Raw genomic sequence first — 16,022 nt, forward strand, 5'->3', positions numbered from 1 at the left:
GTGTCGATGCATCAGGCCTCGGTCGACTGGTGGTGCTCGGCGGATGTCTTGATGGCGGACAGGGTTCGTTCGAGTTCCTCGTCGACGGGGCCGGCCGCGGTGGTGTGTACGCGGACGGTCAGCTTCGAGGTTCCGTCGGCGACGAAGTCGACGATCAGTTCGCCTCCGTACTCGTGAGGCCCGTCCGTGCCCCAGCGCAGCACCCGGTCCTCGTCGAGTACGTCGATCCAGCCTTCTCGGTGCCCGCCGCCGACGGTCACATCGACGTCCTCACGCACAGCCTGGTGCGGAGTGCGCGCCTCGGGACCCTGAGCCGTGGTGGGGACTTCCGCGGTGCGATGCAGCGAGGTGAGCCAGGGTATGCGGTTGGGCAGGTGGTCGAGGTCGGACAGCTGGTCCCACAGGATGTTCGGTGCGACGTCGATCGTCGTCCAGGCTTCGTGGTTACTCATGGGATTGCTCCTTCCGACGGTGGAGTTCGGGGAGGATCTCGGTGCGGTAGAGGTTCATCATGTCGACGGTGTGCGGGCCGATGTTGGCGACGTACACCTGGTCGAACCCGGCCTCGACGTACGGCGTGAAGGCGTCGATGTGGACGTCGGCCTTGGGGCCGCAGGCAACGGATTGCGCGGTGGATTCCTTGGTGACCAGTTGGCTGGCCTGCTCGAAGTGCCGGGGTGAGGGCAGCACCTGGGCGAGTTCGCCTGGGAGGCCGGAGTTGGCCCAGATCCGGTGGGCCTGCTCGACGCCTTCTGCCTCGGTCGGTGCGTAGCTGACCTTGAATCCGGCCTGGGTCGGCTTCGATCCGCCACCGTTGTCCCGGAACCGCTGCAGTAGTTCATGGTCCGGTGAGGTGGTGATGTAGCCGTCGGCGATCCGTGCTGCGAGATCTGTTGCCTCGGGCCCGAATCCGGACAGGTAGATCGGCAGCGGTTGCTGCGGCCGGGTGTAGATCCGGGCGGTGTCGACGGTGTAGTGCTTGCCGTGGTGGTTGACGAATCCGTCCTCGGTCCACAGTCGCCGCATGATCTCAACGGCTTCTTCGAGCATCTCCAGCCGTACGTCGACCGTCGGCCAGACCGACCCGAGGATGTGCTCGTTCAACGCCTCACCGGTCCCGACCCCGAGCGTGAACCGGCCGTTCAGCAGTACGGCGCTGGTCGCGGCGGCCTGTGCGATCACGGCCGGATGGATCCGCACGGTCGGGCAGGTCACCGCCGTCGTGACCGGCAGCTCGCACACCTGCGAGATCGCGCCGATCGTCGACCAGACGAAGGCGCTCTCGCCCTGCTCGTCGTTCCACGGGTGGAAATGGTCACTGATCCACAACCCGTCGAACCCGGCCTCCTCGGCCATCCGAGCCTGTTGGATCAGCTCGGCGGGCGTGTACTCCTCACTGGAGAGGAAATATCCGATCTTCACGCGCACCTCCGGGTCATTGCGGCTATCGCTGGCTGCGGGTGAGGTAGACGGTGGCCGCGGCTGCGCCGGTGGCGAGCGCGGCGACGAGGCGGCGGTGTCGGGATGCCCAGACCTGGTAGCTGCGGGCGGTTGAGCGGTCGTCGAAGGCTCCGTGGGCGCCGTAGTCGCGGTCGTCGTCGGCGGGCTCCCAGAGGTTGGCGGCCTTCTCGGCGGGCTCGTCGGCCTGTTGTGACTTGTAGCCGGTGCGGGCCAGATAGCGGTCCAGGAGGCCGGCGGCGAACTTGTTCGCGATGATGGTGGCGGCCGTCGGCATGCCAACCCAGTACTCGCGCCGGTGCGGGTGATCGGCGGCGTACAGGACGGCGTCCGCGGCGACCTCGGGCTGGAAGATCGGCGGTACCGGTTGGGGGTGCTTGGGTAGCCGGTTCAGGACCCAGGAGAACTGGGGTGTGTTGACCGCGGGCATCTGCACCATCGTGGCGTGCACGTTCGTCTTGTCGTGCAGCAGTTCGCAGCGAAGCGAGTCGTGGAACCCTTGGATCGCGTGCTTGGCTCCGCAGTACGCCGATTGCAGCGGGATGCCGCGATAGGCCAGCGCCGACCCGACCTGGACGATCGTGCCGTGGTCCCGGGGCTTCATCCGGTCCAGCGCCGCGCGCGTGCCGTACACGTACCCGAGGTAGGTGACGTCGGTCGTCCGCTGGAACTCGCTCGGCTCGATCTGCTGGAACGGCGCGAACACCGAACTGAACGCCACGTTCACCCACACGTCGATCGGCCCGAGCTCCCGCTCGACCTTCCCGGCCGCGTCCTCGACCTGCTCGTAGTCCGCGACATCGACCTCGACCGGCAGCGCCGTACCGCCCGCCTCCTCGACATCCCGCGCGGCCGCCGCGAGCCCGGTCTCGCCCCGCGCCAGCAACGCCACCTTGGCGCCACGACGGGCGAACGCGACCGCACTCGCCCGCCCGATCCCACCACTGGCTCCGGTAACCACAACGACCTGTGCCACCTGATCCTCCTTCAGCTCACTTTCCAGGTGACCATCGCGGCTCGGCCGAAACCCGTTTTGCCGGGTTGTGCCTGGGTACCCGGGCGATCCGCGGTCGGAGGCCGGCATCCATTACTGGCGAGCGTGGTCACCGACGGTGAAACACCGGGCCATCGCGAGTACCGGCATCGGCAGCTTGGTGCCGAGCAGCTTGCCGGAGTCCTCTTCGTCGCGCTCGAAGGCGCGGTAGAGCTCAGACTCGCGAGTAACGCGCCGTCAGGAGCCGGCCCGCGTTTCGAAGACGAGCACGGACGGCCAGGTACCGCAACTCGAGGTCGTAGCACTAGTCCTCCGCGGTCAGCAGTTCGTTCAGGCGGCGCCGGGGTTTGGTCAGGGAGCGGCCGCGTCGGGTGTGGGCGCTCCAGGGGTCACCGTCTTGGTCGAGGCGGCGCGGGACCGTTCGGATGGTGAACCTGTCGCCGCGCAGCCGGCGATCGTCGAGCTCGCGCCAGTCCAATGGTGTGGCAACGGGCGCTCCCGGTCGGGCTCGCACGGCGTACGGCGGGACGGCGGTCTGGCCGTAGGCGTTGCGCATGATGTCGAGGTACAGCCGGTCTTGTCTTTTCGCCTTGCGCTGTTCGGTGGTGTACCGCTTCGGGTCGCGTACGACGAGCACCTGGGCGACCTCGTTCGCGAACTCGCGCACCTGGTCGAAGTCCGCCGTACGGTCGAGGGAGACGTGCACGTGCAGGCCCTTGCCGCCGGTGGTTTTGACGAAGGAAGGCAGGTCGAGTTCGGCCAGCAGTTGCCGGATGTCCAGAGCGGCGCGACGTGCGGCGGGGAAGTCGTCGCCGGGTGGGTCGAGGTCGAAGATCAGCTGATCGGGGTTGCGCGGGCGGTCGGCGCGAGACAGCCAGGCGTGCGGAGTAATACAGGCCTGGTTGGCGAGGTACACCAACGCCGCGGCGCTGCCGGCGACCGCGTGCTTGACACTGCCGCGGCCCTCGACCCGTTTCACCGAGGCGGTCTCGATCCAGTCCGGGAAGTACCGCGGCGCGTTCTGCTGAAAGACCTGCCCATCCTGGATGCCGTCGGGGTATCGCTCGAGCGACAGCGGACGGCCCTTCAGGTACGGGACCATCTGTGCGCCGACCGTCTCGTAGTACCTGATGAGGTCGCCCTTGGTCAGGCCGCCGTCGGGGAACAGGACCTTGTCCGTCCTGCTCAGCTGGATGGTACGGCGGCCCACCCGGATCTCGTCGCTGTTCACTGTGCACGCTCCCGGACGACCTCGCGTGGGCGCTTGTCCTCTCGCAGCCCCTGGAACCTGGGATGGCGGAGTTGCCCGTCGCGGGTCCATTCGCTGAAGCCGACCTGGCCGACCAGCCGCGGTTTCACCCAATGCACCCGTGCGTGCGGCAAGTTGCCGGAGGCAAAGGCCGGTTCGTCCTGCTCGAGGTCGGCGAGCTGCCTGCTCAGTTGTTCGAGCATCGACCGGTCGAAGCCCGTGCCGACTTTGCCGGCGTACCGCAGTTGGCCGCGTTCGTAGTACCCGATCAGGAGCGCGCCGAATCCGATCCGGCTGCCCTGCGGATCGGTGTATCCGCCGATGACGAACTCCTGCTCGGCCACGCACTTGAACTTCAGCCAGTCCTTGGAGCGGCCATGCGCGTAGGATCCGTCGGCCCGCTTGGCGATGACACCTTCCCAGCCGCGCCGGCATGCCTGCTCCCAGTACGCGACGCCGTTGCTGGTCCGATGTGGCGTGAAGCGGAGCGGGCCGCCGTACCGCAGAGCTTGGCGCAGCAGCGCCTTGCGCCGGCGGAGTGCGAGGCCCGTCAGGTCGTGTCCGTCCAGATGCAAGGCGTCGAACACGTAGAAGAACACCTTCACGCCGGTACGGCGAGCCGCGTCCGGATCGTTGACCTGCATCCGCCCCTGGAGCCGGGCGAAGCTGGTCCGGTTGCCCTCGAACGCGACGATCTCCCCGTCGACCACGAAATCCTCACTCGGCTGCCCGGCCAGCGCCTCGACGAGTTCGGGGTAATGGCCGTTCAATTCCTTGCGGTTGCGCGACAGCAGCCGAACGCCATCCGCAGTACGAAAGGCAAGACACCGTTCCCCGTCGAGTTTGCGCTCGTAGAACCACTCCGGATCCGAGAAGCGATCCTCGGTCAGGGTGGCGAGCATCGGCGCGATCCACTCGGGTTGGGTCGCCTCGGGGGCCGAGAAGTCCACTAGCCGGCGACCTCCTCGATGGTCCGGCCGGACAAGGCCGACTCGGTTGCGACCGCATGGGTCTCCCAGACGATCACTGTCCCACCGCCGTACTCCTGCTCCGCGGTCACGCCTAGCCGGTGCCCGGACACCCCTCAGGCAAACGATCTGAGGCGGACGCGCTGGGTTGCGCAGTACGAGCGATGAGCGACGGCAGGGCACAGACCGCGAGGGTCAGCTGCGGCTGACGACCGCTGACGGACCGGCTCCCATTCATGGGTTGGGGGCTGCTCGTCTCAGTGGTCCTGCTCGAGGACATGAAGGACGGGTACGCCGAGGTGGCGGCGAGCCTGTGCTGACCAGTCGACGTGGAGCAGTTCGGCCACGACGTGCGGTCGGGTGAGTACGACGGCCTCCTGGCCATGCACCCGCTTGATGTCGTCGACGAGTGCGTCGACAGGCCGCTTGTGCGTGCACACCCCGTCCGCATCCCGGCCGAGCGACCTCAATCGCTGGACGCTGCGCTCAAGTGCTGCGGCGGCGTGCGCGTCAGCGGCCCGTTGTGCTTCACGCTGTGCGGTGACGGTCGGCTCGTCCGCTCGGACGGAGTACCGCTCGGCGGTGATCCCGTAGAGTTCCGTGCCGGCCAGAGATGCCTGCACCTGGGCCTGCGCGTCGTCGCACGGAACGATCAGATGGAACCTGATCTGCTCCCGTGTGCCCGCGTACAGCTCCACCAGCCGCTCCGCGTCCGGTACCGTCAGCTCCTGCTCGACCAGGACCACAACGTCGTACATCAAGATCACCTGCCTTGACGTGATTTGTCGGCACAATGAAATCCGGCCGATCCGGCCCGAACGATGACAATCCTCGGTCTGTCCATGCAGCGCCTGTACCAGCCCGGTGACTCGTCAAAACAGGAATCGGCCAGTTTGCGGACCTCGGTTGCCGCGTGGGCCTTGCGGGTACCTGGAGACCGGCTGTCCGACGAGCGTCGGACCGTGTCCGACGGCCGGCACAGCTGGTTCACGGTGCCTGGCGAGACGGCTTCGCCGCGATGGAAGACGTTCCTGATCACCTGGGCGGCCGCCTACCCGACTCTGCTGGTGATCGCGACGGCGTTGAAGCTCGTGGTACCGGGTTTGCCGCAGCCCGTTGCGCTCGCGATCAGTTCCTTCACGCTGACGGCGTTGCTGACCTGGGTGATCCTGCCCAGACTGAACCGACAGGCCCGACCGTCGTTGCTCCGCGGTGCCCAGCCCGAACCGGCCGAGAGACCATCTATGCCTGAAGCGAGTGGTGACGATCACCGCGACTTCGAACAGAGCAATCGCGGTGCAGAGGCAAACAGCGAACAGCAGAAGCGGTGAGCACCCGCTACGGAGCCGTCTGGGTCGTTGCCGGTGTGTCGAGCGTCGCCGCGAGCGAACGGCGTGATCGCTCAGTGGGGGAGTTTGCGGGTCTGGATCAGCTGCTCGGCGACGTCGCGCAGTTTGGTGTTGGTGTCTTGGGAGTAGCGCCGTAGGACCGCGAACGCCTGATCGGCAGTTATGTCGAAGCGTTCCATCAGGATTCCCATCGCCTGTCCGACCAGCTTGCGGGCATCCACCGCCTGGGCCATGGACAGTTCATGGCGGGCGGTGGCAACCGCGACCGAGGCATGCCGCGCCAGAATGTGCGCGATTGCTTCGTCGTCGACAGTGAATGCGTTCGGCTCGGCGTCGTAGAGCGACAGGACGCCGGTGGTCTGGTCGCTGACCTTCATCGGGACCTGCAGGACACTTCCGATGCCGGCTGCCACGGCCGCGGTCTGCCAGCTCGGCCAGCGGTTGTCGGTGGCGACATCGGGCACGGTGACTGTATCGCCGGTCAGCGCAGTCAGCATCGGACCCTCGTCGGCCTCGATCTGGACCCGATACAACGTGTCCACGACCGGAGCGGTGACCGCCCCGACCTCGGCGCGGTCCCCGCGGGCTGCGAGCGCGACGCCGGCATACGTGCAGTTGGCTGCCTGTAACGCGAACTGCAGCACCGTCTCCAGGGTCTCGTCCACGCCGGCAGCGTCGTGCAACTCCAGCGCGAACTGCGCGAACGCGCCGGCGTCGAACACGTCGGTGGGCTCTGACAGTGCCATCTCGATCTCCAAGCGGGATGCGGTTGTGGTGATGCACCCCGGCGGCCGAACCCCGCCGATACCCGTGGTGCTAGCTTTCGTCTCGCAGTTGTTCATTGACGCGCTGCGCTTCTGCGAGCTGATCTTCCAAGATGATGATTCGGCAGGCCGCCTCGAGTGCGGTGCCCTGGTCCACGAGCTCCCGGGCCCTGGCCGCGAGACGCAGTTGGTAGCGGGAGTAGCGGCGGTGACCGCCGTCGGAACGCTGCGGCGTGATCAGCTTCGCCTCGCCCAGGCTCCGTAAGAATCCTGGTGTGGTGCCGAGCATTTCGGCTGCTCGGCCCATCGTGAACGCGGGGTAGTCGTCATCGTCGAAGCTGGCCGGCCCGGGTGACGGATCTGAACCCATCGAAGTCTCCGTGTACGTCTGGGGTCATCGAGCCTCCGCGCCGAACGGCCCCGGTGCACTCGCACCCGGAGCCTTGGGTTGTGAATTGGCAATCCCGTTAGCTGTCTACGTCAGCTTCGATGTTCTTCTCTGTTGGTACCAGGAAGACTATCTCGATCGAGTCGTAATGTCTATGGTCGCTGCTACAGATATTGCGACAGACTCGTGACAGGTTCGTGGTGGCGGGCAGGCCGTTTCCGACGGTGGTTCCACGGCCACCGGAGATGCGTCCCCTGGTAAGCGCCGGGCCCGCCGACGATGTGTGCCAGCAAGTCCGCAGGCCCGGCGCAGAGCCTCGTGTTCGTCGCGACTGGGGAGTGTTCGCTCCAGTCGTCCCGCTCGTCCTTGACCGTCTGCTACCTGGGCTGGTCCAGGTGAATCGGCGGTCCGCGATCAGTCGGGGGTGTGTCGGTCGGGTGATCAGGGGCACCGGGTGGCGGCAGATCAAGATCCCTTGGAGGTAAGGCGATGAGCACGATCACGCAGTCGATCGACGTCGACGTGCCGGTAACCACGGCATACAACCAGTGGACGCGGTTCGAGACGTTCCCGCAGTTCATGGAGGGCGTGGAGGAGATCCGTCAGCTGGATGCGACCCACAATCACTGGGTCGTGAAGGTCGGTGGGGCGACGCGGGAGTTCGATGCGACGGTGACCGAGCAGCACCCGGACGAGCGGGTGGCCTGGAAATCGAATTCGGGGCCGCAGCATGCCGGTGTCGTGACGTTCCACAAGTTGTCGGACACCACCAGCCGGGTCACCGCGCAGATGGACATCGATCCCGACGGCTTCCTGGAGAAGGTCGGTGACAGGTTCGGTGTGGTCGAGGGCCGGGTGAAGGGCGATCTCCAGCGGTTCAAGGAGTTCATCGAGGAGCACGGCGACGAGACCGGCGGTTGGCGCGGCGACGTACCCCGTGATCCGGGCCGGTAGGAGGGGTGTCGATGAGGTTGGGGTTCAAGCTGATCGCGGAGGCCTACGGACCGTCGGACATCGTCGAGCAGGCGGTGCGGGCGGAGGAGGCCGGGTTCGATTTCGTCGAGGTGAGCGATCACTTTCATCCGTGGGTGAGTGAGCACGAGCACTCGGGGTTCGCGTTCTCGATGCTGGCGGCGATGGCGATGCGTACGTCGTCCATCGGGCTGGCGACCGGAGTCACCTGCCCGTTCATCCGGTATCACCCCAACCGGGGTGATGGTTGGCGGCTCAACGCTGGCCGACGGGCGGGAGTGGAGATTCCGGCAATGATGCGAAGCGTTGTGATGTGACGCACAGTCACGATCAGATGAAGGTCGATCGGGTTGGAAGTGGCGAGAGGTGGCCGCTCGGATCTGTGAGGGCAAATTCGCAAAGTGGTGCGTAAGTGGTGTGTCGGAGACACAACGAAGCCCAGGACACCGTGGTGACCTGGGCTTTTGTGCGCCGCCAGGGACTCGAACCCCGAACCCGCTGAATTCCGGCTGAAACTGACCATCGTTTGCCGATGATGAGCGAAAACTCCTACTGGCAAGGGATTCGGGGCTGATGTCGTGCACATCGCTTCTCATCGCTCACCATCTTCTCGCGCTGATTGAGGTGCGTAAAGAGGTGCGTCGTGGGGTCGGCTGATGGAGCCTGGAGATCGTCGATGACTCGTCGGGCAGTTCTGCGGATGGGCGGTCCGCAGCCGGACGGTGCTGAAGTACGGTTCGGCGCGAGTGCCCAGGAGTTACACCGGTGGGAACAGGCCGCAGCCGCCAGAGGCACGGACGCCGACAGCCTCCGAAAGCTCGCCACGTTCGTGGAACGCTAGCGGCCTCGGACGAATCGGGAGTCGTTCGCGCGCAATCGACGCCTGACGACAACGGGCGCCGGCTGAAGCTGTCGGCGGAGGTCCAGAGCGCCGAGCGCAGTTCGTCTGTGATGACGGATGGGAAGAGTTGATCGATCGAGGCGAGGCACCTAAGGCAAGTCGGCAGTGTCGGTCAGCAGCCGGTGACCGTCCCAGGTGAATCTCGCGGTGGTGACGGCGTCGTCGCCGTCGGCGGCGGTAACGAGTTGGTGGATGCCGATACCCGGCAGTTCGCCGTACGTGCACCATTCGTGGTCGGACGTCAGCATCAGGTCCAGGTCGAGGGCGGCGAGGAGCGCGAAGATCTGGCCGCGGTTGGCGGTGTCGACGCCGACGAAGACCTCGTCGAGGAGGATGACTCGGGGAGCAGTGGGAACGGACTGGTAGTGGGCGGCCACGACGGCGAACAGAGGGAGGTGCAGAGCGATCGCCTTCTCGCCGCCGGACAGCGCTCCGTGCAGTTTCCTGGTCAGGGGTTGCCAGCCGTCGCCCGTGCCGCGGTCGACCTTGACGACGAAGTGGTGCCAGGCGGTGTAGTCGAAGACCTGGGCGAGTTGTTCGGCCCAGGTGGTTGCGGTGTCGTCGGCCCTGGCCTGCTCGACTCGGTCGCGGAGGAATCGGTGCAGGGACTCGCGGTCGTCTTCGGACAGATTGGCCGGGTCTTTCAGCAGCAGGTCGCGCGCCGTCTTCGTGCCGGCGGGCAGCTCGGGCGCGACCTGCCAGACCAGTTGTACGGCGACCCTCGACGCGGTCCGGACCTGCTGGAGCCGGGTGTTCATCTGGTCCACCAGGTCGTTGGCTTGCCGGATCCGGTTCGCGAGGTGGCGACGGGTGTCGCCGGTGAGGGTCCGGTCGAATAGTTCTCGTTCCTGGTTCGTGATCTCAAGGCGGCTCTGATCGGCGTCGCGGCGCAGAATCTGGAGGAGTTCGGCCGCGCCGACCCGCAGCCCGTCGACGATCGCGGTGAAGACCTGGATGTCGTCGTCCGTCTCGAGATCGAGGTCGGCTCGGGATCGCAACGATTCGCGGCACTCGTGCACGCTCTCCGAGAGTCGCCGGACCGCGTCGGCAAGATGGCTCGGTGCGTGCGGGATGTTCGGCCAGGCTGCCGCCACCAGACGGGCCGCGTCCAGGCTCGCGCGGACGCCGTCCGACGCTGCGAGACCTTCGACGAAGTCGGGAAGGTTCGGGAGCTTGCTGTCAGCAGGGAACGTGCCGATAGCGAGCTTTCGGAAGTCGGCGGCAGCCGCGTCTCTCGCGGCAGTGGCCTGCTCGTGGGCCGCCGTCGCCGTCTCGACACGGGTGCTCAACTCTCCGATCGTCCGTGCGAGTTGGGTCCGGAGATTGCGGGTATCGTCCTGAGCGTGGCCGAGCTCCTCGAGCGTCGTGCGCAGTCGACTGATCTCGTCGAGAAGCTCTCGGTAGTCCTGCCCGACGCTCGCTTCGATGGTTTCCAGCCGTACGGCGAGCTCCTCGTGAGCTGCCGCGTCCTCGGCGGCCTCGCCGGCGCGTTCATCGGCCTCGGCCGCCGACCGTTCGACCCGCGTCCGCAGTTCGTCGGCTTGTCGGCGGGTCGAGTTCAGCTCGGCCTGTCCGTCCAGCCAGCTCTCGGCGAGATCGGAGAAGGACCGCAACGCATTCCTGACCTCGGCCAACGCCGATCGCTGCGTCGGCAACCGGGCTTCTGCGGCCAGCTGCGTCAGTGAACGTAGAGCGGCAGCTACCTGGGACTCTCGTAGTTCGACGGTCTTCATCCGGCCGTGAACGATGCCGTCGGCGGAGTTCGTCTCGGCCTGCCGCTGGGCCAACAGCCGGGTCGCGTCGTCGAGCACCTCACGGGACGGGACGGACGCCAGCTCGGTGCCAAGCACGTCCAGACGACGCTGCAGAGCGCGCAGGTCGGCTGTGCGGGCGTCGCTGTCCGCTGCGATTGCTGCCAGTTCGGCGCGGATCTCGGTCGCGCGCTGCTCACGTGCCTGTCGCCGCGCCGCTCCGCCGATATGCGCCGCGGCCTCCTTCTCCCAGCTTCCGGTGAGAGCTCCCATCCGCCAGGTGCCGTCGAGGCCGATCGCCACGAGCCCGTCGGCGGGCAGTTCGTTGGCAACGGCAACGACTGTGAGCAGACCTCGTACAGCGTCCTCGTCCACAACGCCGTCGCGCTCGGGCGTGAGTACGTCGGCCAGCGACGGACCGGCCACCGGCTCGAGCCCGGCCGGATCGGCGTATGTGTCGTGCTGTCCGACGGGACGAAGCCAGGACTCGTGACCGTCAGCCGCGTGGTGAATCCGGGCGTGGCCGGTCGGAGTGATCCAGGCGTCGAGGAGCCCCGAAGCCTGCAGCGCGGCCTCTAGCCGGGGACGTGTGTCTGTAGGAACGGATGCGGCGAAGTCGACGAGCTGCCACAGCGGAGCACCTTGCGCCGTCGTGCGATCCGCCGTTCGGTACGGCGGGGCCGCTGGCGGGAGCTCTCCGACGTCGAGTTCCACCAGCTCTTCCTGCAGCGCGGCTCGAGTGCTGATGAGCGCATCGAGCGCGGCCTGGACTGTGGTCCGTTTCGCGGCGACGTCCGAGGTGACGACCGTCGCCGCGGCCGCGATCACGTCGTGCAGCCCCGACTCCGACTCGGCCTGTTCCTCGAGCGCCTCCGGACTCGGGAACACCAGTTCCCGGCAGTCGTGTCCCCAGGTGGCCAGCCTCGACACCAGACCGGCAAGAGCCAGGTCACGTTCGTCGTCTGCTGCGGCCAAGTCCTGCCGAGCCTGGTCCAGTTCGCCGCGCGCGTGGTCGAGTTCCGCTTCCGCCTCCTGGCGCCGTACGACCGCACCCTCGTGCGCGTCGACAGCGGCGCCGAGCTGCTGGATCTCGCTCTCTCGACCGCGAACAGTAGCCCGCAACAGACCTTTGGCCCGTGGGACGTCCGCGATCGGCTCCGGCAGGAGCTCGTCGGTCAGCATGAGCAGGTCGACCCTGGTAGCGGCTTGCCGGACTTCGTCGCCCTGTCGCCGTACGACGGACTCCGCGCGCTGCACGCCCTGCGTCGCGGTTTCAAGAGCTTGTTCGTCGGTCGCGGCCTGTTCGGCGGCACGGGTTGCCAGACCTGCAGTCCGTTGAGCGTCGTTCCGGGCGCGCTGTGTCTGTTGCCGCAGGTCATCCAGCTGCCGACCGGCCCGGTACGTGTCGGAGTCGGTCAACCCGTCCCGGCGAGCCGTCGTACGGCGAATCTCGCCTTGCAGTTCGTCCTGTCGCCGCTTGAGCTCGGTCTCCCGGTCGATCGCCTTCTCGTACTCGTCCGCGGTCTCCTTGGCCTGCTCGCTCAGTCTGTCCAGCTCGGTGGTCGCGCTAATCAGCTTCCCGGCGCTCGCTCGCAGGACGCGCTGGGCATAGGTACCTTGTCGACGAGCCAGATCGCCGGCCGCGTCAACCTCAGCGTCGAGCGAGCGGAGGCGCTCGCGCTGTGCGTCGAGCCGCTCGAACCCTTCGGCGAGGTCGGCGATCTCCTGCTGGTCCAGCGGCGGCAGTGCCCGGGACAGCAGAGTAGACAGCAGCGCCGGGTCGAGCCGCTGCGAGAGTTTCGGTGTGCGGAGCTGGAGCAGCGCCATGATGAGGGCGTCGTACCGCTGCTCGCTCAGGCCGGGGAACAAAGTCGTACGGATCGTCGAACGGTACGCGGTGGCGCTGTCGTGCACGATACCGCGCTCGCCGAGCCGCTCGGCCAAGGCACTGCTCGTCAGCGGCATCCCGAGATCGTTGACCAGGGAGAGACCGCCGGGCTCGATCCGCAGATCCGTGGTGAAGTAGTCGGGATGGACGGTGGTCGTGTGCGACCCGGCCTGCAGCCGCGCGCCACAGGTGAACCAGCCGGACGGACCGGCGAACTCGAGCCACACATAGCCGACCCTCGTCGTGCCCGAAGCGCCTTCGCCCATGAGGTTCCAGTGCATGGTGCGCTCGCCGGTGCCGAAGGTCGACAGGCGACTGGCCCGGAGGCTGGCGTCGAAGAGGAACGGCAGTAGCAGTTCGAGCGCCTTGGACTTACCGCTCCCGTTCGGTCCGCGGAGCAGCAGCCGGCCGTCGTGGAAGGTGAAGACCTCGTCGTAGTACCGCCAGACGTTGAGGATGCCGGCGCGACTGGGCATCCAGCGGTCCTCCGGAGCTGCCGGCGCCTGCGGTGGGTGCTCAAGTCGTGTAACTGTCATGGATTCGTCTCCTGACCGGATGTGCGCAGTGCCTGTACGGCGTACCGCCCGGCGGCAGGCAGCGGCCTGACGACACCGCCGGAGACCTGCGCGAGGCCGAACATGGTCAGCTCCGCGAGCGAGTCGTCGACCAACCTGGCCGGTCCGTCCGCGTCCCGGTAGGCCTTCGCCCATGACGGGTGATCGCTCAGCAAGCGGCTCGTGGTCAGGTGAAGCTGCTCGACGGTGGCCGGTCCGGTGAGTGTGTCGAGGATCAGGAGTGCGGTGATCTTCGCCGTACTGACATCGTCAGGAAAGCGGCTGTCCGTCGCGAGGCCGTCAGGATCGACGAACAGCACGCCTTCGGCCCGTTCCTCCAAGACGAACCCGCCCTGCTCGGCGGCGCGCCGCAGCAGCTGCCGCCCGGTAGGTGAGGTCACGTAGGCGTGTTCCGCGGGGGAAAGGTCCGCGAAATACACCACGGGATCGTCCACCAGCCGCCGGAAGATCGAGTGGCGTAGCCACAGGTTCTGCTGAGTGGGCGAGATCTCTGACTCGCCGGCAAGGGGATCGGCAGCGAGGCCATAGCGGCGCTCACGCGTGATGGTGACGAGGAGCTCCTCGAAGCGATGCGGCACTTCCTCGATCGGTACGGCGAGAGTGGACGGCCCGACTGGTGTGGCGAGCAGGCGGATCAACAGCGTGGTGTTGACCTGATAGAGGACCTTCGCGTCCTCGCTGTCGATGTAGGCGTCGGTGCTGCCATCGACGACGGCAACGGCGCTGTAGCTCTCGAGCAGCCGCAGTACGTCGACGAAGGCTCGCCGTTCGGTCTTGCTGGCGGTGTCCAGTGTCGGGATGACCTCGTCGACGGCGGTTGCCTGGCGGACGCGTTCGGCCAGCTGGCCGATGGTCGTCACGGGGACGGTGAGCAGCTCGGCGATGACGACACACAGCACGGCGTACCGGCGGCGGTCGAACGGTGCCCGACCGGATCGGCGGCGCCGCACAGGGCGGCTGGGGTCCGTCGACGGCTGAACTTTGACCAGACGTGCGTAACCCAGGCGGGGCTCGAGTCTGAGGACCCATCCGCAGTAGTAGTCGAACCACTGGCGGATCGACTCCTGCCGGCGGCGGATGAGGTCGAAGAGTTCGGGCGCAGCCTGCTGAGTGACGAGTGGGATGCCGAGTACGCCGCGGATACCGCGGGAGATCTCGTCGCGTTCGGCCAGTGCGAGTTGATTGGCGAGCTGGCTCATCCGGAGTCTCCCGACTCCGGGACCGCCCGGCTCCGAACCGCCCGGATCTCGATGACGTAGTCGGGGCCGCGGAAATCGCCCCGAGGGGTTCGGATGGTGGCGATGGCGTCGTCCGACGGAAGCCACAGTACGATCTCGGCTCTGCCGTCTGAGGTCGTCGCCCGCCGATGCCCAGAGCGTCCTGGGACGCTGTCCAACGCCCGTCCGAGCAGCTCGCGGAGTCGCTCGAAGAGGTGGTCGTCGAGTTTGGCCATCAGCGACAACCGAATCGGGCCGCCGGTGTCGAGGAACTCCCAGGCAGCCTCCAGCTCCGCCCGCTCCGCCGCGGCGCGCTCGGCGCGGGCGGCCTTCAACGCCGCGACGTCGCGGACGCGTCCGGTTCGACTGAACTTCTGGACCTGGCCGGACGACCGCAGCAGCGGTGAAACCGGCACCGGCGGCGCGTCCCGCCAGGACACCGATGACGCGATGAGCTCCGGATCGTCGACGGCCAGATGTGCATGTCGCGCCGGGGCGAGGCCGAACGCCGTCACCCAGAGCCGGTGCAGGTCCTCTTGCGCCGGGACAACAGTGAACCAGCGCGCAAGCTCCCGGAAGTCGGCCACGGCGCTGCTGGCCCGGCGTCTGGTCTCAGTGATCCGGTCCAGCACCTGTAGCAGTGTGACGATCGCCTTGCGGCCGACGGTGTGCAGCTGCTCGACCCGTGGTGGCGCCGTCTCCGACCCCACGAACCAGGCGAGTAGGCCCTCCCATCGGGCCTGCCGGCGTTCGAGCCAGGCCGGACCGGGATCGACACCGCTGAACCGCGGCAGCTCGGCGCCGATCAGCGCCCGGCGCTGCGTCCAGGCGACCCCTCGATCGAGAACCGCCTCGATCCGGGTCCGGATGAGGTGTGCGCGGTGATCGAGATTGGTCAGGAACTCCTCCAGGTAGGCAACCGTCGACACCTTGACGTCGTGGAACGTCGAAATGTCCACGCCCTCCACCCGTAGCAACCGCTGCAGCTCGCCGTTGAACTGCTTGGTGTTCGCGCGCAAGGCCTCCAGATGCGATTCGAGCTCCATCAAGGCGGTGAAGACACGCCGATCGGAGACTCCGTCGAGCTCCACCACGAGGTCGGCCAGCCGGTCGCCGATGGCGTCGAGGACCGCGGTCTGCAAGGCGCCGGTTGAGGCCAGCACGCTCATAGCGTGTGTGACGCCCGCGAACGCGGCCTCGCCACGCCTGCTGAGCGAGTAGCGGACGTTGTTGCGCTCGTACTCGAGAGCGGTCCGGTAGTTTTCCGTGTGGTCCTGGATGAAATCGACCAGTTGCCAGGCGCGCAGCTGCTCGAGAGCACTGCGCAGCGTGTCGTCGGACGCGGCCGGAACCCAGCCGAACGTTCGCAACCCGGCGGCCAGTTCGTCGATGCCGAGGGTCGTGTCGAGCCGTTCGTTCGCCTCGGTGAAGGCGTGCAGGATGGCGACGTACAGCTCCGCGCGATCTCCCCAGGTGAACCGGAACAGCTCGGGCGGTATCCGGATCGAGTCCACACCGCCTCCCCTCTGGACCTGCCGAACACGCGCG

At 67.2% G+C, this 16,022-nt stretch carries 14 protein-coding genes; 3 read left to right on the top strand and 11 right to left on the bottom strand.

Annotation, left to right across the window (positions count from 1 at the left end; translation table 11 throughout):
- Positions 1-11: 11 nt before the first annotated feature.
- The 6 genes from OHA18_RS25745 to OHA18_RS25770 form a co-directional block, all read right to left on the bottom strand.
- On the bottom strand, positions 12-452 hold the full coding sequence (locus OHA18_RS25745) for an SRPBCC family protein (protein WP_328997861.1): 441 nt from the start codon (positions 450-452) through the stop codon (positions 12-14).
- The gene (locus OHA18_RS25750) at positions 445-1,422 is read right to left on the bottom strand and encodes a TIGR03557 family F420-dependent LLM class oxidoreductase (RefSeq protein WP_328997862.1); all 978 of its coding nucleotides are present in this window, start codon (positions 1,420-1,422) and stop codon (positions 445-447) included. The genes OHA18_RS25745 and OHA18_RS25750 overlap by 8 nt, the downstream gene beginning before the upstream one ends.
- Positions 1,423-1,444: 22 nt before the next feature.
- A complete protein-coding gene (locus OHA18_RS25755) occupies positions 1,445-2,434 on the bottom strand; it encodes an SDR family oxidoreductase (RefSeq protein ID WP_328997863.1) in 990 nt (329 codons plus the stop codon).
- Between the two features lie 322 nt (positions 2,435-2,756).
- Entirely contained in the window at positions 2,757-3,683 is a 927-nt protein-coding gene (gene ligD / locus OHA18_RS25760) for a non-homologous end-joining DNA ligase (protein WP_328997864.1), read from the bottom strand.
- Positions 3,680-4,651: a non-homologous end-joining DNA ligase gene (gene ligD / locus OHA18_RS25765; protein ID WP_328997865.1), complete on the bottom strand. Its 972-nt coding sequence runs from the start codon at positions 4,649-4,651 to the stop codon at positions 3,680-3,682. Before ligD (OHA18_RS25765) ends, ligD (OHA18_RS25760) begins: the two co-directional genes overlap by 4 nt.
- A gap of 275 nt (positions 4,652-4,926) precedes the next feature.
- Positions 4,927-5,427, bottom strand: coding sequence for a hypothetical protein (locus OHA18_RS25770; protein ID WP_328997866.1), 501 nt, complete (start codon positions 5,425-5,427; stop codon positions 4,927-4,929).
- A 204-nt stretch (positions 5,428-5,631) separates the two neighbouring features.
- Here OHA18_RS25770 and OHA18_RS25775 point away from each other — a divergent pair, with 204 nt between their 5' ends.
- Complete coding sequence (locus OHA18_RS25775; protein WP_328997867.1) at positions 5,632-6,000, top strand: hypothetical protein; 369 nt, start codon at positions 5,632-5,634, stop codon at positions 5,998-6,000.
- 71 nt (positions 6,001-6,071) lie between these two features.
- Here the strand turns inward: OHA18_RS25775 and OHA18_RS25780 are convergent, their stop codons facing one another.
- Positions 6,072-6,764, bottom strand: coding sequence for a GAF and ANTAR domain-containing protein (locus tag OHA18_RS25780; RefSeq protein WP_328997868.1), 693 nt, complete (start codon positions 6,762-6,764; stop codon positions 6,072-6,074).
- A 70-nt stretch (positions 6,765-6,834) separates the two neighbouring features.
- Positions 6,835-7,152 (bottom strand): MerR family transcriptional regulator, encoded by a 318-nt coding sequence (locus OHA18_RS25785; RefSeq protein ID WP_328997869.1) that lies wholly within the window; start codon positions 7,150-7,152, stop codon positions 6,835-6,837.
- Between the two features lie 507 nt (positions 7,153-7,659).
- Here OHA18_RS25785 and OHA18_RS25790 point away from each other — a divergent pair.
- Together OHA18_RS25790 and OHA18_RS25795 are read left to right on the top strand one after the other, a co-directional pair.
- Positions 7,660-8,124 carry an SRPBCC family protein gene (locus OHA18_RS25790; RefSeq protein WP_328997870.1) on the top strand — a complete coding sequence of 155 codons (465 nt, stop codon included), beginning with the start codon at positions 7,660-7,662 and terminating at the stop codon, positions 8,122-8,124.
- Positions 8,125-8,135: 11 nt separating this feature from the next.
- Entirely contained in the window at positions 8,136-8,459 is a 324-nt protein-coding gene (locus OHA18_RS25795; protein WP_328997871.1) for an LLM class flavin-dependent oxidoreductase, read from the top strand.
- 673 nt (positions 8,460-9,132) lie between these two features.
- On the opposite strand, the gene OHA18_RS25800 is transcribed toward OHA18_RS25795, so the two are convergent.
- Genes OHA18_RS25800 through OHA18_RS25810 form a run of 3 tightly spaced genes read right to left on the bottom strand, consistent with a single transcriptional unit; the run spans position 9,133 to position 15,988 of the window.
- Positions 9,133-13,158 carry a TIGR02680 family protein gene (locus tag OHA18_RS25800; RefSeq protein WP_328997872.1) on the bottom strand — a complete coding sequence of 1,342 codons (4,026 nt, stop codon included), beginning with the start codon at positions 13,156-13,158 and terminating at the stop codon, positions 9,133-9,135.
- A gap of 56 nt (positions 13,159-13,214) precedes the next feature.
- On the bottom strand, positions 13,215-14,456 hold the full coding sequence (locus OHA18_RS25805) for a TIGR02678 family protein (protein ID WP_328997873.1): 1,242 nt from the start codon (positions 14,454-14,456) through the stop codon (positions 13,215-13,217).
- On the bottom strand, positions 14,453-15,988 hold the full coding sequence (locus OHA18_RS25810) for a TIGR02677 family protein (RefSeq protein WP_328997874.1): 1,536 nt from the start codon (positions 15,986-15,988) through the stop codon (positions 14,453-14,455). Before OHA18_RS25810 ends, OHA18_RS25805 begins: the two co-directional genes overlap by 4 nt.
- Between the last annotated feature and the right edge of the window lie 34 nt (positions 15,989-16,022).

This window comes from Kribbella sp. NBC_00709, from assembly GCF_036226565.1.
GTDB lineage: Bacteria > Actinomycetota > Actinomycetes > Propionibacteriales > Kribbellaceae > Kribbella.

Coding starts and splice junctions, on each gene's coding strand:
- OHA18_RS25795 (WP_328997871.1), top strand. CDS start 8,136: ATGAGGTTGGGGTTCAAGCTGATCGCGGAGGCCTACGGACCGTCGGAC.
- OHA18_RS25785 (WP_328997869.1), bottom strand. CDS start 7,152: ATGGGTTCAGATCCGTCACCCGGGCCGGCCAGCTTCGACGATGACGAC.
- OHA18_RS25790 (WP_328997870.1), top strand. CDS start 7,660: ATGAGCACGATCACGCAGTCGATCGACGTCGACGTGCCGGTAACCACG.
- OHA18_RS25780 (WP_328997868.1), bottom strand. CDS start 6,764: ATGGCACTGTCAGAGCCCACCGACGTGTTCGACGCCGGCGCGTTCGCG.
- OHA18_RS25770 (WP_328997866.1), bottom strand. CDS start 5,427: ATGTACGACGTTGTGGTCCTGGTCGAGCAGGAGCTGACGGTACCGGAC.
- OHA18_RS25745 (WP_328997861.1), bottom strand. CDS start 452: ATGAGTAACCACGAAGCCTGGACGACGATCGACGTCGCACCGAACATC.
- OHA18_RS25805 (WP_328997873.1), bottom strand. CDS start 14,456: ATGAGCCAGCTCGCCAATCAACTCGCACTGGCCGAACGCGACGAGATC.
- OHA18_RS25800 (WP_328997872.1), bottom strand. CDS start 13,158: ATGCCCAGTCGCGCCGGCATCCTCAACGTCTGGCGGTACTACGACGAG.